The 22,997-nt window shown below is 62.1% G+C and carries 25 protein-coding genes; 12 read left to right on the plus strand and 13 right to left on the minus strand.

Features of this window, described 5'->3' with window-relative positions; genetic code table 11:
• Position 1 precedes the first annotated feature (1 nt).
• Complete coding sequence (locus tag KVG91_RS09325) at positions 2-880, minus strand: DMT family transporter (protein ID WP_169376786.1); 879 nt, start codon at positions 878-880, stop codon at positions 2-4.
• A gap of 178 nt (positions 881-1,058) precedes the next feature.
• Here KVG91_RS09325 and KVG91_RS09330 point away from each other — a divergent pair, with 178 nt between their 5' ends.
• Genes KVG91_RS09330 through KVG91_RS09340 form a run of 3 tightly spaced genes read left to right on the plus strand, consistent with a single transcriptional unit; the run spans position 1,059 to position 3,374 of the window.
• Positions 1,059-1,472, plus strand: a complete 414-nt coding sequence (locus KVG91_RS09330; protein WP_076952705.1) for a lipoprotein — start codon at positions 1,059-1,061, stop codon at positions 1,470-1,472.
• Positions 1,473-1,517: 45 nt separating this feature from the next.
• A complete protein-coding gene (gene ypfJ / locus KVG91_RS09335; protein WP_076952704.1) occupies positions 1,518-2,399 on the plus strand; it encodes a KPN_02809 family neutral zinc metallopeptidase in 882 nt (293 codons plus the stop codon).
• On the plus strand, positions 2,400-3,374 hold the full coding sequence (locus KVG91_RS09340; RefSeq protein WP_169376784.1) for an alpha/beta hydrolase: 975 nt from the start codon (positions 2,400-2,402) through the stop codon (positions 3,372-3,374). It abuts the gene before it with no gap.
• Between the two features lie 255 nt (positions 3,375-3,629).
• Here KVG91_RS09340 and KVG91_RS09345 read toward each other — a convergent pair whose 3' ends face one another.
• The 3 genes from KVG91_RS09345 to KVG91_RS09355 are packed head-to-tail and all read right to left on the minus strand — an operon-like array spanning position 3,630 to position 5,703.
• The gene (locus KVG91_RS09345; RefSeq protein WP_169376782.1) at positions 3,630-4,229 is read right to left on the minus strand and encodes an HAD family hydrolase; all 600 of its coding nucleotides are present in this window, start codon (positions 4,227-4,229) and stop codon (positions 3,630-3,632) included.
• Complete coding sequence (gene tesB / locus KVG91_RS09350) at positions 4,226-5,095, minus strand: acyl-CoA thioesterase II (RefSeq protein ID WP_169376781.1); 870 nt, start codon at positions 5,093-5,095, stop codon at positions 4,226-4,228. The genes KVG91_RS09345 and tesB overlap by 4 nt, the downstream gene beginning before the upstream one ends.
• A gap of 38 nt (positions 5,096-5,133) precedes the next feature.
• Complete coding sequence (locus KVG91_RS09355; RefSeq protein ID WP_169376780.1) at positions 5,134-5,703, minus strand: GNAT family N-acetyltransferase; 570 nt, start codon at positions 5,701-5,703, stop codon at positions 5,134-5,136.
• Between the two features lie 76 nt (positions 5,704-5,779).
• Here KVG91_RS09355 and KVG91_RS09360 point away from each other — a divergent pair, with 76 nt between their 5' ends.
• Both KVG91_RS09360 and KVG91_RS09365 read left to right on the plus strand, forming a co-directional pair.
• Positions 5,780-6,700, plus strand: coding sequence for a histone deacetylase family protein (locus tag KVG91_RS09360; RefSeq protein WP_169376779.1), 921 nt, complete (start codon positions 5,780-5,782; stop codon positions 6,698-6,700).
• Between the two features lie 171 nt (positions 6,701-6,871).
• Complete coding sequence (locus tag KVG91_RS09365; protein WP_169376777.1) at positions 6,872-8,098, plus strand: TIGR03862 family flavoprotein; 1,227 nt, start codon at positions 6,872-6,874, stop codon at positions 8,096-8,098.
• Positions 8,099-8,218: 120 nt separating this feature from the next.
• Here KVG91_RS09365 and KVG91_RS09370 read toward each other — a convergent pair whose 3' ends face one another.
• Together KVG91_RS09370 and yedA are read right to left on the minus strand one after the other, a co-directional pair.
• Entirely contained in the window at positions 8,219-9,553 is a 1,335-nt protein-coding gene (locus tag KVG91_RS09370) for a DEAD/DEAH box helicase (RefSeq protein WP_169376776.1), read from the minus strand.
• Between the two features lie 49 nt (positions 9,554-9,602).
• Positions 9,603-10,499 carry a drug/metabolite exporter YedA gene (gene yedA / locus KVG91_RS09375; RefSeq protein WP_169376775.1) on the minus strand — a complete coding sequence of 299 codons (897 nt, stop codon included), beginning with the start codon at positions 10,497-10,499 and terminating at the stop codon, positions 9,603-9,605.
• A gap of 160 nt (positions 10,500-10,659) precedes the next feature.
• On the opposite strand from yedA, the gene KVG91_RS09380 reads away from it, so the two are divergent.
• Entirely contained in the window at positions 10,660-11,121 is a 462-nt protein-coding gene (locus tag KVG91_RS09380) for an Lrp/AsnC family transcriptional regulator (protein WP_169376774.1), read from the plus strand.
• Between the two features lie 133 nt (positions 11,122-11,254).
• Here the strand turns inward: KVG91_RS09380 and KVG91_RS09385 are convergent, their stop codons facing one another.
• The gene (locus tag KVG91_RS09385) at positions 11,255-11,518 is read right to left on the minus strand and encodes an acyl carrier protein (protein WP_169376773.1); all 264 of its coding nucleotides are present in this window, start codon (positions 11,516-11,518) and stop codon (positions 11,255-11,257) included.
• Positions 11,508-12,074, minus strand: coding sequence for a hypothetical protein (locus KVG91_RS09390; RefSeq protein WP_169376772.1), 567 nt, complete (start codon positions 12,072-12,074; stop codon positions 11,508-11,510). The genes KVG91_RS09385 and KVG91_RS09390 overlap by 11 nt, the downstream gene beginning before the upstream one ends.
• Positions 12,075-12,547: 473 nt before the next feature.
• On the opposite strand from KVG91_RS09390, the gene KVG91_RS09395 reads away from it, so the two are divergent.
• Positions 12,548-12,844 carry a DUF6124 family protein gene (locus KVG91_RS09395; protein ID WP_169376771.1) on the plus strand — a complete coding sequence of 99 codons (297 nt, stop codon included), beginning with the start codon at positions 12,548-12,550 and terminating at the stop codon, positions 12,842-12,844.
• 140 nt (positions 12,845-12,984) lie between these two features.
• On the opposite strand, the gene KVG91_RS09400 is transcribed toward KVG91_RS09395, so the two are convergent.
• From KVG91_RS09400 to KVG91_RS09410, 3 genes are all read right to left on the minus strand, one after another.
• Positions 12,985-13,596: a 3'-5' exonuclease gene (locus KVG91_RS09400; protein WP_169376770.1), complete on the minus strand. Its 612-nt coding sequence runs from the start codon at positions 13,594-13,596 to the stop codon at positions 12,985-12,987.
• A 26-nt stretch (positions 13,597-13,622) separates the two neighbouring features.
• Positions 13,623-14,099 carry a LabA-like NYN domain-containing protein gene (locus KVG91_RS09405; RefSeq protein ID WP_169376769.1) on the minus strand — a complete coding sequence of 159 codons (477 nt, stop codon included), beginning with the start codon at positions 14,097-14,099 and terminating at the stop codon, positions 13,623-13,625.
• 116 nt (positions 14,100-14,215) lie between these two features.
• Entirely contained in the window at positions 14,216-14,956 is a 741-nt protein-coding gene (locus KVG91_RS09410; RefSeq protein ID WP_169376768.1) for a DUF2076 domain-containing protein, read from the minus strand.
• Positions 14,957-15,132: 176 nt separating this feature from the next.
• Between KVG91_RS09410 and KVG91_RS09415 the strand changes: the two genes are divergently transcribed.
• Together KVG91_RS09415 and KVG91_RS09420 are read left to right on the plus strand one after the other, a co-directional pair.
• Positions 15,133-15,792 carry a YciC family protein gene (locus KVG91_RS09415; RefSeq protein ID WP_169376767.1) on the plus strand — a complete coding sequence of 220 codons (660 nt, stop codon included), beginning with the start codon at positions 15,133-15,135 and terminating at the stop codon, positions 15,790-15,792.
• 40 nt (positions 15,793-15,832) lie between these two features.
• Positions 15,833-16,921: an endonuclease/exonuclease/phosphatase family protein gene (locus tag KVG91_RS09420; protein WP_169376766.1), complete on the plus strand. Its 1,089-nt coding sequence runs from the start codon at positions 15,833-15,835 to the stop codon at positions 16,919-16,921.
• 43 nt (positions 16,922-16,964) lie between these two features.
• Here the strand turns inward: KVG91_RS09420 and hrpB are convergent, their stop codons facing one another.
• Positions 16,965-19,472 (minus strand): ATP-dependent helicase HrpB, encoded by a 2,508-nt coding sequence (gene hrpB, locus KVG91_RS09425; RefSeq protein WP_169376765.1) that lies wholly within the window; start codon positions 19,470-19,472, stop codon positions 16,965-16,967.
• Between the two features lie 253 nt (positions 19,473-19,725).
• Between hrpB and KVG91_RS09430 the strand changes: the two genes are divergently transcribed.
• Positions 19,726-20,145 (plus strand): polyribonucleotide nucleotidyltransferase, encoded by a 420-nt coding sequence (locus KVG91_RS09430; RefSeq protein WP_169376764.1) that lies wholly within the window; start codon positions 19,726-19,728, stop codon positions 20,143-20,145.
• Positions 20,146-20,154: 9 nt separating this feature from the next.
• Positions 20,155-21,048: a cation diffusion facilitator family transporter gene (locus KVG91_RS09435; protein WP_169376763.1), complete on the plus strand. Its 894-nt coding sequence runs from the start codon at positions 20,155-20,157 to the stop codon at positions 21,046-21,048.
• Here the strand turns inward: KVG91_RS09435 and KVG91_RS09440 are convergent.
• Complete coding sequence (locus KVG91_RS09440) at positions 21,045-22,079, minus strand: DUF6515 family protein (protein WP_169376762.1); 1,035 nt, start codon at positions 22,077-22,079, stop codon at positions 21,045-21,047. The two genes, KVG91_RS09435 and KVG91_RS09440, sit on opposite strands and share 4 nt — an antisense overlap.
• 397 nt (positions 22,080-22,476) lie before the next feature.
• Here KVG91_RS09440 and KVG91_RS09445 point away from each other — a divergent pair, with 397 nt between their 5' ends.
• Positions 22,477-22,956, plus strand: coding sequence for an Lrp/AsnC family transcriptional regulator (locus KVG91_RS09445; protein ID WP_003194418.1), 480 nt, complete (start codon positions 22,477-22,479; stop codon positions 22,954-22,956).
• The last annotated feature ends 41 nt before the right edge of the window (positions 22,957-22,997 follow it).

A 22,997-nucleotide genomic window follows, 5' to 3' on the forward strand; every position in this document is an offset into this window, starting at 1 on the left:
CCTACCTGCGCCGCTGCTGCCAGGCAGCGGCCAACCCGCTCATGCAGATCACCCCGATGCCGACCACGGTGGTCATGTCGGGGGTATGGTTGAACACCAGCCAGCCCAACAAGCCCGCGAACACGATCTGGCAATAGCCGAACGGCGCCAGCAACGCCGGCGCCGCGAAGCGGAACGCCTGGGTCAGCATCAAGTGCGCGGTCATCCCGCACGTGCCCAGCGCCAACATCAATACGCCGTGCCACAGCGTCGGCACCTGCCAGAAGAACGGCACCATCGCACTCATCACCAAGGTATTGCACAGCCCGGCGAAGAAGTTGCTGGTGGTCGGCGTGTCGAATTTGCTCAGGATGCGTGTGAGTAATTGGTAAAAGCAGAAAAACATCGCCGAACACAGCGGCAGCAGCACCGCCGGGGTAAACAACTCGCCGCCGGGGTGGATGATGATCAGCACGCCGACAAACCCGCAGATCACCGCCAGCCATTGGCCACGCGTCACGTGCTCGCCGAGCAGCGGCACCGAGAGCGCGGTCACCAGGATCGGCGCGAGGAAGTTCACCGCCGTGGCTTCGGCCAGCGGGATGTAATGCAGCGCCGCCGTGAAAAACAGGCTGGTGCCCAACAGGCACAGCGCCCGCACCACCTGCATGCCAGGCCGTTTGCTGCGCAGTACGCGCAGGCCTGATTGCGGCAGGAAAATGCCGGCCATCAACAAGGTATGCACCAAGTAACGTGCCCACACCACCATCACGATCGGATAGAACCCGGCCAGGTACTTGGACAACGCGTCATGGCTGGAGAACAGAAACGTCGCCAGCACAATCAGTAAAATGCCTTTGAAAGGATGGTTGACGCCGGAAAGGGGGGTGCTGAGTGTCATTGAATCCTCGTGTGGGGAGCGCGATGGCGTTCAACCCGATAATCTAGCAGTTAGGCCAGAGTCTGCCCCAAGAGCATAACCAAACACCGTGCGAACGGCGCACTAAATCACGGGATTCGAGTCCAACGCTGCACATTGATCTCCGTGCTGTACATTTTTTAACCAAGGCCCTGCCACTATGAAAAAAATACTATTCGCCTTGTCTGCCCTTGCCCTGCTCACCGCGTGCAACCAGGAAGCCAAGGACGCGCCTAAACCCGCGCCGGCTTCCGTGCAGGCCACCCTGGTGCCAGAAACGCCGCCCACCGACAAATGGGTCGGCAAGTGGATTGGCGTCGAAGGCCTCTACCTGACCATTGCCAAGGACGACAGCGTCGGCCGCGGTCACTACCTGCTCACCATGCAATACGGCCTCGATGCCGACGACTCGGGCACCTTCAAGGGTGAGGCCGCCGAAGACGGCATCGCCTTCAATCGCCCGGACGGCCCGCAACTGTTGCGTGCCGGTGACGGTGAAGCCACCGGGCTGAAATGGCTGGCCGATAAGAAGGACTGCCTGATTGTCGATACCGGCGAAGGCTACTGCCGCTAATTACAGCCATACTCAAACACTGTCATCACCCAGAGGATTGCCCACATGCTATGGAAAAAAGGCCGACGCAGCGACAACGTGGTGGATGCCCGCGATGGCGGCGGCGGTGGCGGCATGCGCTTCGGTGGCGGCAAGGGCCTGAGCCTCACGGCCATTGTGCTGATCGTCGGCATCGGCTGGCTGACCGGCCAGGACCCGATGCAGATCCTCGGCCAACTGACCGGGCAGATGGAACAGGCGCCTTCGGTGAGCACACAGTCGCGCCAGGCGCCGCCGGCCAACGATGAGCAGGCCGATTTCGTCCGCGCCGTGCTGGGCGATACCGAAGACACCTGGGGCCAGGTATTCCAGGAAAACGGGTTGGCCTACAAGAACCCCAAACTGGTCCTGTTCCGTGGCCGGGTGAATTCCGCCTGCGGCGGGGCTACCTCGGCCAGCGGCCCGTTCTACTGCCCGGCTGACCAGCAGGTGTACCTGGACCTGGAGTTCTTCCGGGAAATGTCGCAACGCTTCCAGGCCGCCGGCGACTTTGCCCAGGCCTACGTGATCGCCCATGAAGTCGGACACCACGTGCAGACGCTGCTGGGCATTTCGTCGAAGATCCAGGCCGCGCGCCAACAAGGCCGGCAGATGGAAGGTGACGGCGGCCTGTTGGTACGCCAGGAACTGCAAGCCGACTGCTTCGCCGGGGTGTGGGCCAACCGCGCGCAAAAGCGCTTGAACTGGCTGGAACCCGGCGACATCGAGGAGGCGCTGAATGCGGCCAACGCCATTGGCGACGACCGTTTGCAGCAACAAGGCCAGGGCCGCGTGGTGCCGGACTCGTTTACCCATGGCACCTCGGCGCAACGGGTGCGCTGGTTCAAGACCGGCTTTGCCCAGGGCCAGATCTCGCAATGCGACACCTTTGCCGCCAAGAGTCTTTAAATGAATACACGATGGGGCTGGCTGCTGGCCGTGTTGCTGGCGTGTCCAACGGTGGCGGCCGAGCATGGCGTGAACGTGGTCAGCCCCGATCGTTTTCATCTGCAGGCCGGCGACCTCGGCCTGGGCATGAGCCAGGACTGGCGCCAGCCGCTGCCGAACGTCACCCGCGCGCTGATCATCGTGCATGGCCGCCTGCGTAATGCACAGACCTATCTGAAAAGTGGTGAGGATGCGGCTGCGCACGCGAAGGTTGGCGGCACCACGCTGGTGATTGCGCCGCAGTTTCTCAACGACGCCGACGTCAAGCGCAACCACTTGGGCACCCAGCTGCTGCGCTGGAACGGCAACGACTGGATGGCCGGCGAGGCATCGGTCGGGCCTGGCCACATCAGTTCCTTCGGCGCCCTGGACCAGATCATCAAGCACCTGGGCGACCGCAGGTTATTCCCGGCGCTCAGGGAGATCGTGGTGGCCGGCCATTCCGGCGGCGGCCAGGTGGTGCAGCGTTTCGCCCTCACCGGCCGCGACCACCCTGCCCTGCAAAGCGAAGGCATCCGCCTGCGTTACGTAGTCGCCAACCCTTCTTCCTACGCCTACTTCAATCCACAACGCCCGGTAAGATTCGCCGTGGCCGATTGCCCGAGCTTCAACGACTGGAAGTACGGCATGCAGAAGTTGCCAGCCTATGCCAAGGGCCGCGGGCCCCAACAGTTGGAACAGGCTTATGTGTCACGGGATATCACGTATCTGCTGGGCGAACAGGACATCGACCCCAACCATCCGGCGCTGGATAAAGGCTGCGAAGCCGAGACCCAGGGCGCGTATCGGTTGATTCGAGGGCATAACTACTTTGACGCCCTGAAGCTGCGGCATCCGCAGTTGAGCCACAGGCTGGTGGAGGTACCCGGGGTGGGGCATGACGGGGATAAGATGTTTACATCGCCGGAAGGACAGGAAGTATTGTTTCCTCAATAGCCCCTGAAGAAACCGAGTCAACCTGTGGGGGCTGGCTTGCCTGCGATAACGGACTGTCAGCTGATATAGGTTTAGCTGACCCACCGCTATCGCAGGCAAGCCAGCTCCCACAGGGGATTGATGCTGTTCGCCAGTCCTGTGCCTGGCACCGAAAGAACTGTGGGAGCGGGCTTTCTCGCGAAGGCGGTGAATCAGTCAGCCTATTTGATACCGACACTCCGCATTCGCGAGCAAGCCCGCTCCCACATTTGATCCCTATTGCCTGGACTGGATCATCCGGCGCAATTGCTCACAATCCTCAGCATACCAATCCGCCAATGCCGGCCACGGGTTTTCCGGCAGGTTGACCAGCACCGTCCGCGTCCCCGCCGCCCGGCCGCAATCCAGGTCAAAGCGGTAATCCCCCACCATCACCATCTCGCTCGGCGCTACATCCCACGCCGCCGCCAGTTTCAGCAAACCGCCGGGGTCCGGTTTGGGAGGCGCATCCTCACGCCCCAGCACATCGTCGATGGCAAAGCAGTCCGCCAGGCCGATCGCATCCAGTGTGACATGCGCCAACTCCCGTGCGTTGCGGGTCAGGATGCCCAAGCGGTAACCGCGCCCGGCCAGCTCGCGAACCAGTTCAACCGCGCCATCAGCCGCGACCGAACCCAGCGCCAGCTCACGCTCGTGTTCCAGCAACCAGGCATGCTTGGCCGCCGCGACATCCGCTGGTAATGCGGCCAGGTGCGTGAGGATGTCGTCTTGCGCAGGGATCTCCAAGGCCACGCGAATGGCCGCGAAGTCATGCACGGCCACCGTGAGGGTGCCGTCCATGTCGAACACCCAATGCTTAACCTCGCCCAGGCTCATGCCCAATCCTTGCGATGACGGATCAAGCCTTCCTGAGTCACCGAAGCCACCAGTTGCCCGGCGCGGTTGTACACGCTGCCACGGGAGAAACCACGGGAATTGCCGGCCCACGGGCTGTCCATGGCGTAAAGCAGCCAGTCATCGGCCCGCAGGTCGGCGTGGAACCACAGCGCGTGGTCAAGACTGGCGACTTGCATATCTTTCTGCCACACGGTCTTGCCATGGGGCAGCAACGAAGTGGTCAGCAGGCCGAAATCCGAAGCGTAGGCCAGCAAGTACTTGTGCAGCGCCGGCGCGTCGGCCAGGGCGCCGTCGGCCCGAAACCACACGTACTTGACCGGGTCGGACGGTTGCGGGTTGAACGGATCTTTTTCGGTGACCGGGCGCACTTCGATCGGCTTGGGGCACAGCAACTTGTCACGCATGTGCTCGGGAATCAGGTGCGCGCGCTGCTTGGTCAACTCCAGTTCCGACGGCAGGTTTTCCGGGCCGACCACCACGGGCATGGTGGTCTGGTGCTCGAAGCCTTCTTCGTCGTACTGGAACGAGGCACTGCAGGTGAAGATCGGGTGGCCTTTCTGGATCGCCGTTACGCGGCGGGTGCTGAAACTGCCACCGTCGCGCACCCGGTCCACCGAGTACACCACCGGCAACGCCGCGTCACCCGGGCGCAGGAAGTAACCGTGCAGGGAATGCACGTGCCGCGCTTCTTCCACGGTCTGGCTGGCCGCCGACAACGACTGGCCAAGCACCTGGCCGCCGAACAGTTGGCGAAAACCCAGGTCCTGGCTGCGGCCGCGAAAGAGGTTTTCCTCGATCGGCTCCAGGGTCAGCAAGTCCACCAGATCTTCCAATACTTGGCTCATAGAGCAACTCCTACAATCTATGGGGCATTCCGGGCTGCTTATCCATGCAGCGTGTCCAACCATTGGGCGCGGGTGATGCGGTACAAAACGTGATGGCGCAGCGGGTCATCGGCTGCGACCTTGGGGTGTTCAAAATCTGCCAGCGGATCGTAATGCATACCGATGGCCTGCATGACTTTTTGTGATGGCAGATTGGCTTCGGTGGTGAATGCAACCATTTCATCCAGCTGCAGGCGGTCGAACCCACAGCGCAAGGCGGTCCAGGCGGCCTCGCTGGCGTAGCCCAGGCCCCAATGCTCACGGGCCAAGCGCCAGCCGATTTCCACCGCAGGCGTGAAGCCGGCTTCAAAGCTGACGTTCTGCAGCCCGGTCAATCCGATGAATTCGCCGGTGTCCTTGCGCTGCAAGGCCCAAAAGCCAAAGCCGTATTCGGCGAAGTGGCCGCGAATACGGCCGATGAACGCGGCGCTTTCCAAGTGGCTCAATTTGGCCGGGAAATAGCGCATCACCTGCGGGTCCGCGCACATGCGCGCAAAGTCCGGCAGGTCGCGGTCGCGCCATTGACGCAGCACCAGGCGTGCGCTTTCCAATTCCAGTATCGGCTCCATGGGGCCCCTCTCCTTGCCATGTGCGTGAGTGTACAGCGCTGGTAAGATCCGTCGCAGGTTCCCGTCAGAAAATCCCATGCCCTTGCCTTTGATCTACCACGATGACTACAGCCCCGAGTTCCCGGCGGACCATCGCTTCCCCATGGACAAGTTCCGCCTGTTGCGCGACCACCTGGTGGACAGCGGCCTGACCGAGGACAGCCAGTTGCTGCGCCCGCAGCTGTGCCCGCCACAGATTCTGGCGCTTGCCCATGACGCTGGGTATATCGAACGCTACATGGGCGGCGAGTTGTCCCGCGAAGACCAACGGCGCCTCGGTCTGCCCTGGAACGAGGCCCTGGCGCGGCGCACCGTGCGTGCGGTCGGCGGTTCTATCCTGGCGGCGGAACAGGCGCTGGAGCACGGCCTGGCGTGCCACCTGGCGGGCGGCACCCACCATGCGCACTACGACTACCCGGCGGGCTTTTGCATCTTCAATGACCTGGCGGTGATCAGTCATTACCTGCTGGCCAGCGGCCGGGTCAACCGCGTGCTGATCTTCGACTGCGACGTGCACCAGGGCGACGGCACCGCGCGCATCCTCCACGACACGCCGGACGCCATCACCGTGTCGCTGCACTGCGAAAAAAACTTCCCCGCGCGCAAGGCCCAGAGCGACTGGGACATTCCGTTGCCCATGGGCATGGGCGATGCCGACTACCTCAAGGTGGTGGACGACGCGCTCAACTACCTGCTGCCGCTCTATCAACCGGACTTGGTGCTGTACGACGCCGGCGTCGATGTGCATAAAGACGACGCCCTCGGCTACCTTAAACTGACAGACCAAGGCGTCGCTGCCCGCGATGAAAGCGTGATGCGCCACTGCCTGGGCCGCGACATTCCGGTGATGGGCGTGATCGGCGGCGGCTACAGCAAGGACCGCCCGGCCCTGGCCCGCCGTCACGGCATCCTGCACCACAGTGCGCAACGGGTGTGGACGTCATCAGGGTGTCATTGAGGTGTGGGCGTTACCCACAATGCCTGTGGAACGGCCTGTGGATAACTTGAGCGTAAGCGGCGCAGAGCTCGTGGCTGCAAGGCCTGTAGGAAACTGTACGTTTTTTGATCAGGCAGGCGCCGCTCTGTCCGGTAGAATGTTCGGCCTATTCACAGCACCGTAGCCTTGCCCATGCCTCAGACCCAACCTCACCGCGTCACCGTTATCGGCGGCGGCCCCGCCGGGCTGATGGCCGCCGAAGTCTTGAGCCAGGCTGGGGTTCGCGTGGACCTGTACGACGGCATGCCTTCGGTAGGGCGCAAATTCCTGCTGGCTGGCGTGGGCGGCATGAATATCACCCACTCCGAGGCGTACCCGGCGTTTCTCTCGCGCTATGCAGAACGCGCGCCTCACATGGCGCCGTTGCTGCGCGGGTTTGGTGCCCAAACGTTGTGCGAATGGATCCATGGCCTGGGCATCCAGACTTTCGTCGGCACCTCCGGCCGAGTGTTTCCCACCGACATGAAAGCCGCCCCCTTACTGCGTGCCTGGCTCAAGCGCCTGCGCGACCAGGGCGTGGTTATCCACACCCGGCATCGTTGGACCGGCTGGAATGCCCAAGGCGATTTACTTATCCACAGCCCGGCAGGCGAACACGTTGTCCACAGCGACGCCGTGCTGCTGGCCCTTGGCGGCGGCAGCTGGTCACGCCTGGGCTCCGATGGGGCCTGGCTTAACATCCTGGAAGGCAAAGGCGTGCCCTACGTGCGTCTGCAACCGAGCAATTGTGGCTTCGAGGTGTCGGCCTGGAGCGACCTGATGGTCAGCAAATTCGCCGGCGCGCCGTTGAAAAACGTCGCCATCGGGTTGGGGGATGACAAACCACGACTGGGCGAATGCGTGGTCACCGCCACGGGCATCGAGGGCAGCCTGATCTACGCGCTGTCGGCGCCGATCCGTGAGGCGATCAATCGCGACGGCGCGGCCACGGTGCATGTCGATCTGCTGCCAAGCAAGCCGCTGGACAAGGTCCAGGCTGCCCTTGCCAAACCACGTGGCTCACGCTCGATGAGCAAACATTTGCACAGTCAGTTGGGCCTGGATGGGGTCAAGGCCGCGTTATTGCGCGAGCTGACGCCGGCCGAACACTTCAACGATCCGGCGCAATTGGCGGTGGATATCAAGGCGTTGCCATTGACGCTGGTGAAGACGCGGCCCATCGATGAAGCCATCAGCACCGCCGGCGGCGTGCCGTTTGAGGCGCTGGATGAACGGCTGATGCTCAAGCAACTGCCCGGGGTGTTTTGTGCGGGCGAGATGCTCGATTGGGAAGCGCCGACCGGGGGGTATTTGCTGACCGGGTGTTTTGCCAGTGGCAGAGCGGCTGGACGGGGGATGTTGGAGTGGCTTAACCGCTGAGTCTTGCGGTGAACTTTAGATCGCATCGCAGGCAAGCCAGCTCCCACATTTTGATGTGTAAACACCGTCAATGTGGGAGCTGGCTTGCCTGCGATAGCGCCCGCACAGGCGCCGAAAATCTTACTTCTTCTTACGCGGCCCAGTGTTAAAAACAGGCACCTTGCGCACCGGCTTGATCGAAGGCTCCGCCGGCGCAACCTCCCCGCTGTCCACCCACTTGCCCAGGTTGCGCTTACCGCCGCCGCCCGACGATTTAGGCTTCTTTGGCTTTTTCGGCTTCTTCACCACCTGCCCGCTGGCATCGGTGTCCGGCACGCGATGCTCCGGTTCAAAATCCTGCTCCATGTGCCGGGCCAAGGTCTGACGCGTGAGCATCTCGATGGCCGACAGCATGTTCACCTCATCGGCGCACACCAGGGAAATCGCTTCACCGGTATTGCCCGCACGCCCGGTACGCCCGATACGGTGGATGTAGTCCTCCGCCACGATCGGCAAGTCGAAGTTGACCACCAGCGGCAGGTCTTCAATGTCCAGCCCACGCGCGGCCACATCGGTGGCCACCAGGATCTGCACGTCACTGGACTTGAAACGGTCCAACGCACGTTGGCGCGTGGCTTGCGGTTTGTCGCCGTGAATGCCGTCGGCATTGATGCCCAGGCCCTGCAACTTATCCACCAGCGCGTCCACGCCGTTACGGGTCTTGGCGAACACCAGCACCTGCTTCCAACGGCCCTTGCGCATCAGGTGCACAAACAGCTCCGCCTTGCGCTTCTTGTCCACCGGCACCACCCACTGCTTCACGGTGTTGGCGGCGACGTTGCGCGGGCTGACTTCGATGGTCAGCGGGTCGTTGAGCATCTGCCCGGCCAGCAGGCGGATCTCATCGGAAAAGGTCGCGGAGAACAGCAGGGTCTGACGTTTTTTCGGCAGCATGCGGTAGATGTTCGCCAGTTCCTCGGAGAAGCCCAGGTCGAGCATGCGGTCGGCTTCATCCAGCACCAGGGTTTGCAGCTGATTGAGTTTCAGCGCGTTCTGGCGGAACAGGTCGATCAGGCGGCCAGGCGTGGCGACCAAAATGTCGACGCCCTTGCGCAGCTTCATCATCTGCGGGTTGATGCTCACGCCGCCGTACACCGCGTAAGTGGTCAGCGGCAGGTTTTGCGCGTACTCGGCGACACTGGCGTGAACCTGCTCGGCCAGCTCGCGGGTCGGGCACAGGATCAGCGCACGCGCCGAATTGGCGGCGACCTTCGGCCCTTCCAGCGTCAGCAGTTGCAAGAGCGGCACGGCGAAGCCTGCGGTCTTGCCGGTGCCGGTCTGGGCCGCGGCCATCAGGTCGCGACCGGCCAGCACCGCCGGAATGGCTTGCGCCTGCACCGGCGTCGGGGTCTGGTAGCCAAGCGTCTCAAGGGCGCGCAGCAAGGGTTCGATCAGGCCAAGGGTGGCGAAAGTCATGTAGTTACCGTAGGGAAAATTCAGCGCAAGGTCGCAATTGCGCCGCAGTTTACCTTATTTCCAGCTTGGGCTTGCGCCACTGGGGCAGGCTGATCAACAGCACGGCGCTGATGATCACCAGCATCGCCAGGGCCTCCTCCAAACCGATGGTTTCGCCGACGAACACAATCCCCAGCAACACCGCCACCGCCGGGTTGACGTAGGCATAGCTGGTCGCCGCCGCCGGGCGTACATTTTTAAGCAGGTACATATAGGCATTGAAGGCGATGATCGAGCCGAACACCGTCAGGTACGCCAGGGCCAACCAACCTTCCAGCGGTGGCATGGCCTGCAGGTGCTCGCCGGACACCGCGCTGGCGATCAACAGCGCCACACCGGCCACCAGCATTTCCGCCGCGCTGGCCATGGCGCCCTGGGGCAACGGCAAGTGGCGGCTCCACACCGAACCGAACGCCCAGGATGCCGCCGCAAACAACAGCAACGCCGCGCCCATCGGGCTCGATTGCAAGGTGCTGCCCATGTTGAGCATGGCGATGCCGACAATCCCCAGGATCACCCCGGCCCATTCCAGGCGCGTATTGCGCGCGCCCCAGAAATACCCGCATAACAAGGTAAACAACGGCACGGTCGCCACCGCCAGCGCCGCCACGCCGGACGACACGCCGGTGTGTTCGGCCACGCTCACGCCGCCATTGCCGAAGGTGAGCAGCAAAATACCGATCATTCCCGCCGCCTTCCATTGCGCCCAGGTCGGCGCCGGCACCCCGCGCCACCTCAGGTAGCCGTACATCAACGCGCCTGCCGTGCAAAACCGAATCCCCGCCAGCAACAGCGGCGGCCAGTACTCCACGCCGATACGAATCACCAGGTAGGTGGAACCCCAGATCACATACAGCGCAAAAAAGGCGGCGATCAACGGTAAGGGAAAGCGACGTGGGCCAGGCATTGGGTGGCTCTTTGGCAGTAGATGGGAGGCTTATTCTAGAAACGAAGGCGAATAAACATAAGTTACAAAACCTGTTTAAACCGCCCATACACTTTTCAAAGCATGGTTGTGAAGGCTATAAACCATGCTTTCGAAAGCCACGCGCAACCGGAGCCTTATCATGGACAAATACGACCGCATGCTCCTCAGCGCCCTGCTCGACGACGGCCGCGCGTCCTACGCGCAATTGGCCCGCACGGTAAACCTCTCCGCCCCCGCCGTGGCCGAACGCGTAGCCAAGCTGGAAGCCAGCGGCGTGATCACCGGGTACCAGGCCAAGGTGGACTTGTCCAAGGTGGGTTTGCCGATTCAGTGCGTGATTGAGTTGAGGTTGACCAATCATGGCAGTCAGAAGGTATACGACGCCCTGGCCGAGATTCCCGAACTGACCGAATGCCACCGGGTGACGGGCGATCCGTGCGTGATCATGCAAGCGGCGGTGGGCTCGATGCCGGAGTTGGAAGACTTGATCAACCGGATCGCGAAGTTTGGGTTCAGCAAGACCTCGATCATCTTGTCGAGTGCGATAGAACGGCGGGTGCCGTTGGGGCAGTTGGAGAGCAATGGGAAAAGTGCTGGCTGACCGATCGTTCCCACGCTCTGCGTGGGAATGCATCTTGTGACGCTCCGCGTCACGACCTCAAGAGCGGACGCAGAGCGTCCAAGGCGGCATTCCCACGCGGAGCGTGGGAACGATCAACATGGCGTCAGTGGCCTCAACGAAGAGTTGAGTGCTGAACAATCAAATCGACAATTTGTTGGATGGTCGTGATGTGGTCCCAATCTTCCTGAGTCGCTTGCAGCTTGAATTGCCATTTGATCTGCATGACGAAGCAGGTCAAATCGTCATCGATAATCTTGAAATCATGGATGAAATCCGTTTGCTCCGTCACCTGGCTTCGGTCGATGAAACCGATGATATCGACAAACAGTTGAATAACCTTCTCGCTGATTTCGGCTCTGGTCAGACTACCTTCCATTTCTTGCCTCATAAGCACACTTGCCAATACTGATTAGATCAAAGACAGCCAAACCGGCTGCAACAAAGGGAATGCCCCGGCCGATAATGCCAAAAACTCGCACCGTGCCAAACGTTGCTTTCGCGATCCTGGCCGCTGTCGGCTGCCTGATCAACGTACGGGGGAAGAAGCGCATTCCGATAAGGCTCGCCAGGTTGGTCGTCCTGCTGGAGCCAACGTGAACCCAAGTACCCACGGCTATTTTGCTGATCGGTATGCCTGTCGCGCCGGTAATAAGTGTTGCTGCCGTCAACCCGTAGTGTTCCTGCGTGCATTTCCAGAGGTCATCGGTAGTCGTACTCGGGGCCTGAGAGTCGGCATGTATGGGTCTAAGGACTTGGTAACTACCTCCGTTGTTAAGGCTTGGCGAATTAGGCAAGACCATGACTGCCGGGCAGCTTGTCATCGTGTTTCCTAAATGAAAGGCCATGCTTGAAGGTGAGCCGAAATCGATGCCGTTGCGTTGAAGCTCAAACTGGCTTCGCATGATTGCTGTGTGAAGATCGCTTTCCTGCATGACGTAATCCCTGTAAGTAAATAACAGCGGGATGGTAGGTCGCAGCAAAGGGCGATAGGCGGATGAAGAGAGAATTCAGAAAGGTCCGACGAGGCAGCAGGGCTAAGCCTACTGACGATTCAGAAAGCAGATAAAAGCCCCCGCAAAGAGATGATGTTTCAATGGCCAGCAAGACCGATCCCTTTCATTTGCGGGACGTTTCCGAGAGAATCCCACGGCCTTGTTTCCGTCGGATTGGGTAGCTAGTCTCGGCCAGTCATCGAATGTTCGGTGACCGGACGTGCAAGTCCGATGGCAAGCAAGATCACAAATAAACCTACAGCCAATAAGCCTGTTATGGCGGCTGTGCGTGGGAGGCCTTCGGGCCTGCTGGGTTTGGATCCTTGCCCCGGTCTTGCACACCTACGCACAGTTGCCACCCTAATTCGCGTGCAAGCGAACGGTGTCGACTTCTTCCAGCAAGGAGTTTCACCATGGTCAAAGTCACCCCCGATCCACCCCGTTTCCTTAGCGAAGACGCCCTGCTCAATCGCCGAGCCATTGACTACTACCTCAAGGCATCCGCCCCGGATGCGCCCACCTTTATTCTGAACGACAACCTGAGCTTTGAAGACGCCCTCGCCCATGCGGCGGATTTGCTGCAGTGCGCGGTCGAGACGGCGCATTCATCCGCTGAAGCGATGAACGTGCAGCAGCGGGCGGTGATGCATTTGGTGGAGATGGCGAAGGGGGTGGTGGATCGGGCGCTGGAGTGTGTGCAGCCTCAATAGGCACCGCCTAACCCATGTGGGAGTCGGGCTTGCCCACGATGGCGGAGGGTCAGGCGAAAAATGGCTGCCTGATACACCGCTATCGCAGGCAAGCCAGCTCCCACAGTTGGATCTTCGGTGTTCCTGAGGTTGTGGCTGGCTCAGAACCCGCGATGTTTCTTCAGGTGCTCATTGATCTTCGCCGCCGGCACTTTCTGCAAACTGCACAGCAACTCATGGGACAGTTCACGCAACCCGTGGGTCCCGCGCAGTTCCTTGGCCAGGTGCGCCGTGAGGTTCGCCGCCATCTCCGCATCCGCCAGCGCCCGGTGAGCCTTGCCGGTGTGGGGCAGTTGCGCGAAGGCGTTCAACGTGCCGAGCTTGTGGTTGGGCGCCGAAGGCATCAACCGTCGCGCCAGTAACAAGGAACAGGCGAACTTCTGCAAACGGGTACGGCGGATCAGGCCCAACTCAAAGTCCCAAAACTTCTGGTCGAACGCGGCGTTGTGCGCCATCAATGGCGTGGTACCGACGAATTCGTTGACTTCGTTCATCACCCGCTCGGCCGGCGGCGCGTTGCGCAGCATGGCGTTGCTGATGCCGGTGAGTTGCTCGATGAAACCGGGGACGCGCACGCCGGCATTCATCAGGCTTTGGTAGCGGTCGACGATTTGCCCACGCTCAAGGATGACCACGCCGATTTCCGTGGCCCGGCAATGGCTGCTGGGGGTGATACCGGTGGTTTCAAAGTCGATGACCGCTATACGTTCCAAACCTGTTTCAACTCCGTCTAACAATTTTATTTAAGCAGCAGTGCGCCTTCGATCGGCACGTAGCGGCTGGCAGCGCGTATCAGCGAGTTGGCCGTCAGCCCCGGCACGCCGTAGGCCACGGCTTCGACGTGGTGCTTGTGGATAACGCGGTCGAGCAGCATGTCGAAGTCGCCGTCGCCGGAGGCCAGTACGATTTCGTCGACGTGGTCGGCGGCGTCCATGATGTCAATGGTGATGCCCACGTCCCAGTCGCCTTTGGCCGAGCCGTCGCTGCGTTGGATATACGGCTTGAGTTTTACCGTGAAGCCCAGGTTGCGCAGGATCTGCTGGAATTGCTGCTGCTTGCTGTCGCCACGGTCGATGGCATAGGCGTACGCCTCGACGATCTGCCCACGCGCGCTGATGTCAGCCCACAGGGCGGCGTAGTTGAAGTGGCAGCCATAGGCCTGGCGAACGGTGTAGTAGAGGTTTTGCACATCGGCGAACACTGCAATTTTCTTCACCGCACTTCCTCATGACAGCCAGGCGCCAGGCCCGGAAAGGGTGCAAGTATGCCAGCCGCGAGTAGGTTTCCGGGAAAAATCAGACCGGGGCGACAAAGCGCCCCGGGCCAGGGGTGTCAGACGAAGGAATCGTCGTCGCCGAAGGAAGAGGAGTCGTCGGAATAATCGCTGTCGGCGAAGCTGTCCGAATTGTTGCTGCCCCAGCTGTCATTGCCGGCGAACTTCTGGTCGTCATTGCCCCAGCCGCTCGTGTCGCTGGCCGGTGCCGGTTGTTCGATGATTTCCTCCACCACCTGCGGCTGCTGGTTATGGTGGAACAGGCTGCTGATGCCTTCGGCCAGCAACACACCACCGGCCACACCGGCAGCGGTTTTCATCGCGCCGCCGAGGAAACCGCCACCCATTGGCGCTGCGGCGGCAGCTTGTTGGGGCGGCTGTTGATAGTTCTGCTGCGGCGCAGGTTGGCCAAACGCAGGCCGCGCCGGTTCACGCCAGCCACTGTTCGACGATGCCGGTGCGTTTTGGGCCGGTTGCGGGTCACGCGAGCCGCCGCCAAAGATGCTCGACAAGAAACCACCGCCACCCGAAGCGGCAGGCTGCGTGGCTTTGGCCCGTTGCAGCTCATCCTGCAATTGCTGGATTTGTTGCGCCTGTTGCTTGTTCTGCGCGTCGAGACTTTTGAGCGCGTGTTCCTGCACCAGGATCGACTGGGTCATGTAGTACCCGGCGGCCGGTTGGCGAGTCATGTGCTCCTTGATCCGCGCTTCGGCCTGGGCGTCGCGGGGGGCTGAGTCCGTTTCGGCTTGTTGCAACCGTGAAAACAGTCCATCGATCAGGGTTTGCTCTTCGCTGTTCATGGCGACCTCGTTAGATTGCCGTTGGAAATCGTGGTTTCGCCTGTTATCAGGCGCCCTTCCAGTTATGGGGGTGTTACGAGTTGTTTCAATGGTCTTTACTCAAGGTTTACGTTTGCTCACCGCCGGTGATGATCGGTTAAAGTGTCGCCCTTGCTCTCAGGCCTGCGATGAACTTGATGAATCCGTTAGACGTATTACGTGACTCCTTGCGTTTCACTCGGCACAACCTGGGCGCCATCGTCCAGCTGTGTTTGCCGCTGGTGATCTTCGAAGCCCTGCTGCAACAGGTGCTCAACCATGTCGTCGGCCCGGATGCGTTTGCCGGTTACAGCGTGGTGGTGGGGTTGCTGGTGTACCCGCTCTACACCGGCGCCCTGATCCTGTTTCTCGACGCCCGCACCCGTGGCGAATCGCCGCGCACCCAGGACGTGTGGGCCATGACGCTGACCCTGTGGCCGCGCTTCGCCCTGCTGACGGCCATGAGCACGCTGCTGATCCTGCTGGGGCTGTCGCTGTATTTCCTGCCGGGCTTGTGGCTGATGGTGGTACTGGCCTTTGCCGAGTACCTGCTGGTATTGCGCGGTATGCCGGCGCTGGAGGCGATGAAGGAAAGCTTTCGCCTGACCCGTGGGCATTTCTGGCGGATCCTGGTGTGCCTGCTGTGCGTGATGACGCCACTGTGGTTGCTCAAGGGCGCCAGTGTGGCGGCGTATCCGACGCCTGCGCCGTTGGTCGGCTTGTTGCTCGACAGCGCTCACAGCTTTTTGCAGCTGTTTACCAGCGTGGTGCTGTTCCGCTTATTCATGTTGATCGGTGGCGATGCCGACGCGCGGTGATATGCTCCGCTCCATTCCTGAAACACCATAAGCCGAGCCGATGACCCGTTTATTGCGCATCACCTTGCTGGGCCTGTTGATCACCGCAGGCCTGCTCGCGACCCTGATCTATAGCGCAACCTGGCGCCCCGAAGCCAAGGAAACCCTGCCGGTGAGCTGCGTCGCGCCGCGTGCACCGACCTTGCTGCCGGGACAGGCGCTCAAGGTCATGACCTGGAACGTGCAATACCTGGCCGGCAAGAACTACGTGTTCTGGTATGACACCCCCGACGGCAGCGGCCCCGACGACCGCCCCACAGTCGAGGACATGGCCGCCAGCCTCGACGAAGTGGCGCGGGTGATTCGCGACGAACAACCGGACATCCTGCTGCTGCAGGAACTCGACGAAAACGCCAAGCCCTCCCACTACCAGGACCAACTCGCCCTGCTGCAGGAACGCCTGGTCGACCTTTACCCGTGCAGCGCACAAGCCTTCGACTGGAAAGCCGACTTCGTGCCCAACCTGCACATCTTCGGCAGCGTCGGCCGCAAACTGGCGACCCTGAGCCGCTACCAGATCGAACACGCCGAACGCCTGCAATTGCCGGCGCCCGAGGCCAATATGCTGAGCCGCCAGTTCCAACCCAAGCCGGCCCTGCTGCTGACCTACCTGCCGCTGAGCGACGGTGGCCAACTGGCGGTGCTCAACACGCGCCTGGACGGCGATGCCCCTGGGCGCAACGCGGTACAGGAGCAGGTCAAAACCACGGTCAAGCTGCTGGATAAATTCGAAGGCCGTGGCACGCCCTGGCTGATCGGCGGGGATTTCAACCTGCTGCCCCTGGGCCAATTCCTGCGCCTGGACGCCGGCAAACGCGGGCAGTATTCACCGGACAGCGAACTGCATTTGCTGTGGGATAAATACCCGATGATCCCGAGCAACAGCCAATCCAGCGGGATCGACCGTGAGAAATGGCTGACGAACTTCCCGAATGACCCCAGCGTGGATGGCCCGGATCGCACGCTTGATTACCTGTTCTACAGCCCGAGGATCAAGCGGGTGGAGGCCAAGGTGCGGCAGGAGGATACGTTGCGTATTTCCAATCATCTGCCGGTGATTGCGCGGTTCCTGCTGCCCGCCGCGCAATAACCCACACCACAAAGCCAGCTCCCACATTTGACCTCTGTCGCGGCTACTTGCGGGGTTTGATCCGGGCAGTGGGCTCGGCGATCAACGGGTCATCCGGCCAGTAATGCTTGGGGTACCGCCCCTTCAAATCCTTCTTCACCTCGGCGTAGGTACTGCGCCAGAAGTTCGCCAGGTCCTGCGTCACCTGCACCGGCCGCCGTGCCGGGGACAGCAAGTGCAGCTTCACCACCTGACGCCCGCCGGCAATGCGCGGGGTGTCCGCCAACCCGAACAATTCCTGCAAACGCACCGCCAGAATCGGCGGCTGTTCGCTGTAGTCCAGGCGCACCGACGAGCCAGACGGCACTTTCACATGCTGCGGCGCCAGTTCGTCGAGGCGCTGGGGCAGCGGCCAGGGCAGAAGGTTGTGCAGGTAGCTGGAAATATCCAGATTGGCGAAATGACTCAGGCGTGAGACTTTGCCCAGGTAGGGCATCAGCCAGTGTTCGAGGCTGGCGAGCAAGGCGCTGTCGCTGACGTCGGGCCATTCGTTGGGTTTGCCGGTGTCGAGGTGGCGCAGCAGCAGGACACGGGCCTGCCATTGGCGCAGCTCGGGCGTCCACGGCAGCAGTTCCAGGCCCTTGCGGCGCACCAGGTTGACCAGCGCTTGGCTGCGCGCGGCCTCGTCGAGGCCGGCCAGCGCTTCGCGGCTGAGCACCAGTTCGCCGACCTTGCGCTGGCGCTCGGCGCGCAGGACGCCTTCGCGTTCATCCCAATCCAGCTGGTCGACAGTGCGCACTTGTTCGGCGAGTACCGTGTCGAACAGCGCCGAATCAAACTCAGCCGCCAAGTAGATGCGTTCTTCGCGCTGGCCCTGGCGACTGCCCAGGTCGGCGATGACCAGCCAGGGTTGCTTCATCAGGCTGTCAGCCTCGGCGAACAGCGCGGCGCGGCCATTGGCCAGGCGGTATTCGGCGCCACCGGGGCGGCGTTGCTGGGCGACGCGGTCCGGGTACGCCAGGGCGAGCAAGGCGCCGAGCCAGCGCGGGTGGTCGGGGTCGGCCACCGGTTGCGTGGCCTGGCCTCTCAGGTAGCCACGATATTGCCGGGCCAGTTGCTTGGCTCGCTGTACGCCGCCTTGCGTACCGCGCGCGCGCTCTTCGCCGGACAGCAGCGCCAGGCGACTGTGCAGGTCCGCACCGCCGCCACGCAGGATATCGCGCTCACCCAACAGCGCGGCGACATCGCACGCCATCGCCGCCAACCCCAGGTCCTGCCCGCGCAACAATAAATGGGCGATGCGCGGATGGGCCGGCAACTCGGCCATCTTCTGCCCGTGGGCGGTGAGTTTGTCTTCCTTCAATGCGCCCAGGCGCACCAGCAAATCCTGGGCCTGGGCATACGCAGCGGCCGGCGGCACATCCAGCCACGCCAGCTGCGCGGGCGTGACGCCCCAGCGCGCCAACTGCAAGGCCAGGCCGGCCAGGTCGGCGGCGAGGATTTCCGCACTGCCATAGGCCGCCAGGCCTTCATGCTGGTCTTCGGACCACAGGCGATAGCACACGCCCGGCTCCAAACGCCCTGCCCGGCCGGCGCGCTGGGTGGCGCTGGCGCGGGAAATGCGCTGGGTATCGAGGCGGGTCATGCCGCTGCCCGGGTCGAAACGCGGCACCCGCGCCAAGCCGGCGTCAATCACCACGCGCACGCCGTTGATGGTCAGGCTGGTCTCGGCGATGTTGGTGGCCAGCACGACTTTGCGTTTACCGGCGGGCGCGGGGTCGATGGCGGCGCGTTGGGCGTTGAGGTCCAACTCGCCATGCAACGGGCATAACAGCACATCGGTGCTATCGCCCAGGGCCTCGGCCAACTGCTGGTTGACCCTTCGAATCTCCGCCTGCCCCGGCAAGAACACCAGCACGCTGCCGGTTTCGTCATGCAGCGCTTCAAGGATGGTCTGCACCACACGCGGCTCGATAAATTCCCCAGCCTGGTACGGCCGCCCCCAGCGCATCCGCACCGGGAACATGCGCCCTTCGCTGCGCAGGATCGGCGCGTTGTCCAACAAACCGGAGAGGCGCTCGCCTTCCAGGGTGGCGGACATCAGCAGGATTTTCAGCGGTTGCTCATCACGAAACAGATCGCGGCCGTTCAGGCTCAGGGCCAGCGCCAGGTCGGCGTCGAGGCTGCGTTCGTGGTACTCGTCAAAGATCAACAGGCCCACGCCGTCCAATGCCGGGTCATCCTGCAGTCGCCGGGTGAGAATGCCTTCAGTGACCACTTCGATGCGAGTGTCGGGGCCGACTTTGCTGTCGAGGCGGATGCGATAGCCGACGGTTTCACCGACCTTTTCGCCCAATTCGCTGGCCATTCGCTCCGCTGCGGCGCGGGCGGCCAGGCGCCGGGGTTCGAGCATCAGGATGGTCTGCCCGGCCAGCCACGGCTCGTTCAATAAAGCCAAGGGCACGCGGGTGGTTTTACCGGCGCCGGGCGGCGCTTCCAGCACGGCTTCGTGGCGGTTGGCCAAAGCGTCACGCAGGGCGGGTAAAACTTCATCAATGGGCAACGAATTCATACTGGCTCCAAAGCAGAGCGGCGAGTATAACGGCGAACTGCCAGATGCCGGCGCTGGTCTCATCTGCATCCACTCTGTTTGATTGCAAACACAATCAAAGGTGGGAGCTGGCTTGCCTGCGATAGCGGTGGGTCAGTCAGCTATTCATTAACTGACCCACCGCCATCGCAGGCAAGCCAGCTCCCACATGGGAACAGCGTCGCCCGGTAGATCTGGCTTATAGTCATCCTTAAACGGTGTTCAGGAGAATTTTATGCGTATCGCTTCCCGTGTCATCGGCGGTGTTCTCGCCGTCACCCTGCTGAGCCAACTCACCGCCTGCGGCTCGATCTTCTACCCCGACCGCCGTGGCCAGATCGACGGCAAGATCGACCCGGCTATCGCTGCGCTCGACGCCATCGGGCTGTTGTTCTACGTGATCCCCGGCCTGATCGCCTTTGGCGTCGACTTCGCCACCGGCGCCATCTACTTCGAACCGGGCAAGACCGCCCAGGTCGCCCCGGAAAAACTCCACGAAGCCATCGGCGCCGACGGCAAGGTCGACAACGCCAAGCTGCAAAGCATCATTCAAAAGGAAACCGGGCGCAGCCTGCCGCTGGACGATCCGCGCATGATCCAGTTCAAGGGCAGCGTGCAGCAACTCGCGGCCCTGGGCCTGCAGCCCGCCGCCTAAGGACCGTTTATGACCAGCAGTGCCGAACATGCCAGGCTCTTGCGCCTGGCCACCCGCGCGTCGGTGGGCGTGGCCTGTGTGCTGATAGTCACCAAGGCCATCGCCTGGTGGTTCAGCGGTTCGGTGAGCATGCTCGCCGGGCTGACCGACTCACTGCTGGACGGCGTGACCTCGCTGCTGAACCTGGTGGCGGTGCATTACGCGCTGCGCCCGGCCGATGACGATCACCGCTATGGGCATGGTAAGGCGGAGTCGCTGTCAGGCATGGCCCAGGCGCTGTTTATCGGCGGCAGCGCGGTGCTGATCGCGTTCCAGGCCTACGGGCGCCTGCAACACCCGGAACCGGTGGGCGCGCCGTGGTTGAGCATCGGCGTGATCGTCTTCTCGCTGATGCTGACCGTGGCGTTGTTGATGCTGCAACACCGAGTGGTTCGCGAAACCGGCTCCAACGCCGTGCGCGCCGACTCGCTGCACTACCGTTCGGACCTGATGCTCAACGGCAGCATTCTGGTGGCATTGATCCTGGCCGGCTTTGGCTACCATCAGGTGGATGCCTGGTTCGGCCTGGGCATCGCCGCCTACATCCTGTGGAGCGCGATCCAGATCGCCCGCGAAAGCTTCGCGGTGCTGATGGATGAGGAACTGCCGCCGGACGTGAGCCAGCACATGTTGGAACTGGCCCGTGGCGTACCGGGGGTATTGGGTGCCCATGACCTGCGCACGCGCGTGTCGGGCAACCATTGGTTTGTGCAGTTGCACCTGGAGTTGCCGGGGGAATTGACGCTGTCCGTCGCCCATGGCATCAGCGACAAAGCCGCCGATGCCATCCACCAAGCCTACCCGCGCGCCGAAGTGCTGGTGCACGCCGACCCACGGGAAGTGGTCACGGGCAACAAGGCCTAGTACTGCACCTGATAGCCGCGGCTGCTCAGGCAGTTGCCCTGGGCCTGGCGGTAGGTGCGCACCACGGCCGGGTCGGGTGCGTAGGTCACTTGCTGCGGGTCGAAGCCGCTTTGCTGCACCGCCCAGCGATAACAGTCATTGCCGTCCTGCTGCACCTGAGCCGGTGACTGGCCGTTGGCGGGGTAGGCCACCACGTCATAACCGTTGCCCTGGGGCGCGGGCGGCGGCGTGGGCACAGCCGCCGGCGGTTGCACCACCACGTACTGCTGGGTGCTTTCTTCATAGGCGTAATAAGCACCGGCGGCGAGGAACAACAGCGAACCGCCTACCCACACTTCCCGCGCATAGTCCGGCAGATAATGCACACGGATGCCATACGGCGGCGCTACGACTACGTAGCGCGGGCCTTGGGGACGATACCAATAGCCGCCCGAGAAAAAGTAATCCTGGCCGCGATAGGGCACGCGGTAATTACGCTCCGGGAAACGGTCGACGATATAGCCGGGGCGATACTGCGGGCCTTGGCCCCAGCCATTGCCGTGGCCGTCGGGGCGGCCTGGCCAGCGGTTATCGTTGGGATGGCCGTTGTAGCCGGGGCGCGAACCGGGGCCGCCCGCCTCCCAGTGTCGGTTGTCGTCGTTGCGCCGGGGAATGTCGCGGTAATAGCCCTGGCGCGGTTCCTGGGTCTGGCGCACGGTATCGGGCCGGCCCTGGATCGGCAGGTTGCTCGCCGGTTGGGGTTGCGGCGCCGGCCGAGGCTGTTCATTGTTTGGCGGACGACTTTGCCATTGACCGCCGTCGTGCTGGCCGCCACGATCAAAATGCTGATTCTGCGGGCGTGGCTGATTGTTCTCGGGTCGCGGCGGATTATTGTCTGGCCGCCCGCCCTCAGGACCTCGCTCATGCTGCCCGCCACCGCCCTGCGGCCGTTGCCCCTGATTCGGTGAGTTATCGCGCTCGTCGGCCATCACCTGCGTACCGACACTGACCACCAGCAAACCAACACCTGCCATACGCCAGATGCGCTTCATGCTATTCCTCACTGCGGATTAGGGCCTGTCCATGAGACTGGAAAAGCGAGGCCCGGTTCTGGCACAGGTTATCAGCAGGCAAAAGAAAAGGGGCGACCCGTCGGCCACCCCTTGAGAACTTCGTCCTGGCTCAACGCTTTTGACGTTGGCTCACCTCACGCCGTCTTGTGGACAGTGCGCAGCCTGGAGGCCAACTCAACCCTGCTGGGGTGGCGGCCGCAGCGGGCCTGATTGGGCTCGCTGCTATGGACTGTTGTCCAGGCGGTGATTCTGTTGATAACGATACCCGCCTGCGTCCGACAGATGATTGCGAAGATTGCGTCAATAAACAGTGCTTGCGCAATTTTTAACCCTTCATAGATAATTCACCGCAATAGTTACGACAAAGGCCAACCCAATGAGCAAGCTTGACCGATACGACCTGAGTATTTTGGCGGAATTGCAGCGTGACGCGAGGATCTCCAACCAGGAGTTGGCCGAGCGTATCGGCCTGTCGCCTTCGCCGTGCTCGCGCCGGGTCAAGCAGCTGGAAGACGACGGCTACATCGCCCGCCAAGTCGCGTTGCTCGACCGCAAGATGCTCGGCCTGAGCCTGACGGCCTATGTGCTGATCGGCATGGACCGCCACACCCCCGAGCGTTTCGAGAATTTCGAAGCGGCCATCCGCACCCTGCCACAGGTATTGGAGTGCAGTTTGGTCACTGGAATGGATGCCGACTACCAGTTGAAAGTGGTGGTGCCGGACATGGATCACTACCAGAAGCTGCTGCTGGGGCATTTGACCCGCATTGAAGGCGTAACCAGTGTGCGTTCCAGTTTTGTGCTGAACCAGGTATTGAATAGCACCGAACTGCCGCTGACCCACCTGCGTACTTAGGAACAACGAAGATCCAAGGTGGGAGCTGGCTTGCCTGCGAT

Source organism: Pseudomonas azadiae, from assembly GCF_019145355.1.
In the GTDB taxonomy this organism is placed as follows: domain Bacteria; phylum Pseudomonadota; class Gammaproteobacteria; order Pseudomonadales; family Pseudomonadaceae; genus Aquipseudomonas; species Aquipseudomonas azadiae.

Excerpts from the sequence above, each read along its gene's own strand:
- KVG91_RS09445 (WP_003194418.1), top strand. The coding sequence starts at position 22,477 with ATGAGCAAGCTTGACCGATACGACCTGAGTATTTTGGCGGAATTGCAG.
- KVG91_RS09370 (WP_169376776.1), bottom strand. The coding sequence starts at position 9,553 with ATGACTTTCGCCACCCTTGGCCTGATCGAACCCTTGCTGCGCGCCCTT.
- KVG91_RS09360 (WP_169376779.1), top strand. The coding sequence starts at position 5,780 with ATGCCCTTGCCTTTGATCTACCACGATGACTACAGCCCCGAGTTCCCG.
- KVG91_RS09410 (WP_169376768.1), bottom strand. The coding sequence starts at position 14,956 with ATGAACAGCGAAGAGCAAACCCTGATCGATGGACTGTTTTCACGGTTG.
- KVG91_RS09385 (WP_169376773.1), bottom strand. The coding sequence starts at position 11,518 with ATGGAAGGTAGTCTGACCAGAGCCGAAATCAGCGAGAAGGTTATTCAA.
- KVG91_RS09365 (WP_169376777.1), top strand. The coding sequence starts at position 6,872 with ATGCCTCAGACCCAACCTCACCGCGTCACCGTTATCGGCGGCGGCCCC.
- KVG91_RS09430 (WP_169376764.1), top strand. The coding sequence starts at position 19,726 with ATGCGTATCGCTTCCCGTGTCATCGGCGGTGTTCTCGCCGTCACCCTG.
- ypfJ (WP_076952704.1), top strand. The coding sequence starts at position 1,518 with ATGCTATGGAAAAAAGGCCGACGCAGCGACAACGTGGTGGATGCCCGC.
- KVG91_RS09345 (WP_169376782.1), bottom strand. The coding sequence starts at position 4,229 with ATGAGCCTGGGCGAGGTTAAGCATTGGGTGTTCGACATGGACGGCACC.
- KVG91_RS09415 (WP_169376767.1), top strand. The coding sequence starts at position 15,133 with ATGAATCCGTTAGACGTATTACGTGACTCCTTGCGTTTCACTCGGCAC.
- KVG91_RS09330 (WP_076952705.1), top strand. The coding sequence starts at position 1,059 with ATGAAAAAAATACTATTCGCCTTGTCTGCCCTTGCCCTGCTCACCGCG.
- yedA (WP_169376775.1), bottom strand. The coding sequence starts at position 10,499 with ATGCCTGGCCCACGTCGCTTTCCCTTACCGTTGATCGCCGCCTTTTTT.
- hrpB (WP_169376765.1), bottom strand. The coding sequence starts at position 19,472 with ATGAATTCGTTGCCCATTGATGAAGTTTTACCCGCCCTGCGTGACGCT.
- KVG91_RS09355 (WP_169376780.1), bottom strand. The coding sequence starts at position 5,703 with ATGGAGCCGATACTGGAATTGGAAAGCGCACGCCTGGTGCTGCGTCAA.
- tesB (WP_169376781.1), bottom strand. The coding sequence starts at position 5,095 with ATGAGCCAAGTATTGGAAGATCTGGTGGACTTGCTGACCCTGGAGCCG.
- KVG91_RS09380 (WP_169376774.1), top strand. The coding sequence starts at position 10,660 with ATGGACAAATACGACCGCATGCTCCTCAGCGCCCTGCTCGACGACGGC.
- KVG91_RS09435 (WP_169376763.1), top strand. The coding sequence starts at position 20,155 with ATGACCAGCAGTGCCGAACATGCCAGGCTCTTGCGCCTGGCCACCCGC.
- KVG91_RS09395 (WP_169376771.1), top strand. The coding sequence starts at position 12,548 with ATGGTCAAAGTCACCCCCGATCCACCCCGTTTCCTTAGCGAAGACGCC.
- KVG91_RS09340 (WP_169376784.1), top strand. The coding sequence starts at position 2,400 with ATGAATACACGATGGGGCTGGCTGCTGGCCGTGTTGCTGGCGTGTCCA.
- KVG91_RS09390 (WP_169376772.1), bottom strand. The coding sequence starts at position 12,074 with ATGCAGGAAAGCGATCTTCACACAGCAATCATGCGAAGCCAGTTTGAG.
- KVG91_RS09440 (WP_169376762.1), bottom strand. The coding sequence starts at position 22,079 with ATGAAGCGCATCTGGCGTATGGCAGGTGTTGGTTTGCTGGTGGTCAGT.
- KVG91_RS09325 (WP_169376786.1), bottom strand. The coding sequence starts at position 880 with ATGACACTCAGCACCCCCCTTTCCGGCGTCAACCATCCTTTCAAAGGC.
- KVG91_RS09420 (WP_169376766.1), top strand. The coding sequence starts at position 15,833 with ATGACCCGTTTATTGCGCATCACCTTGCTGGGCCTGTTGATCACCGCA.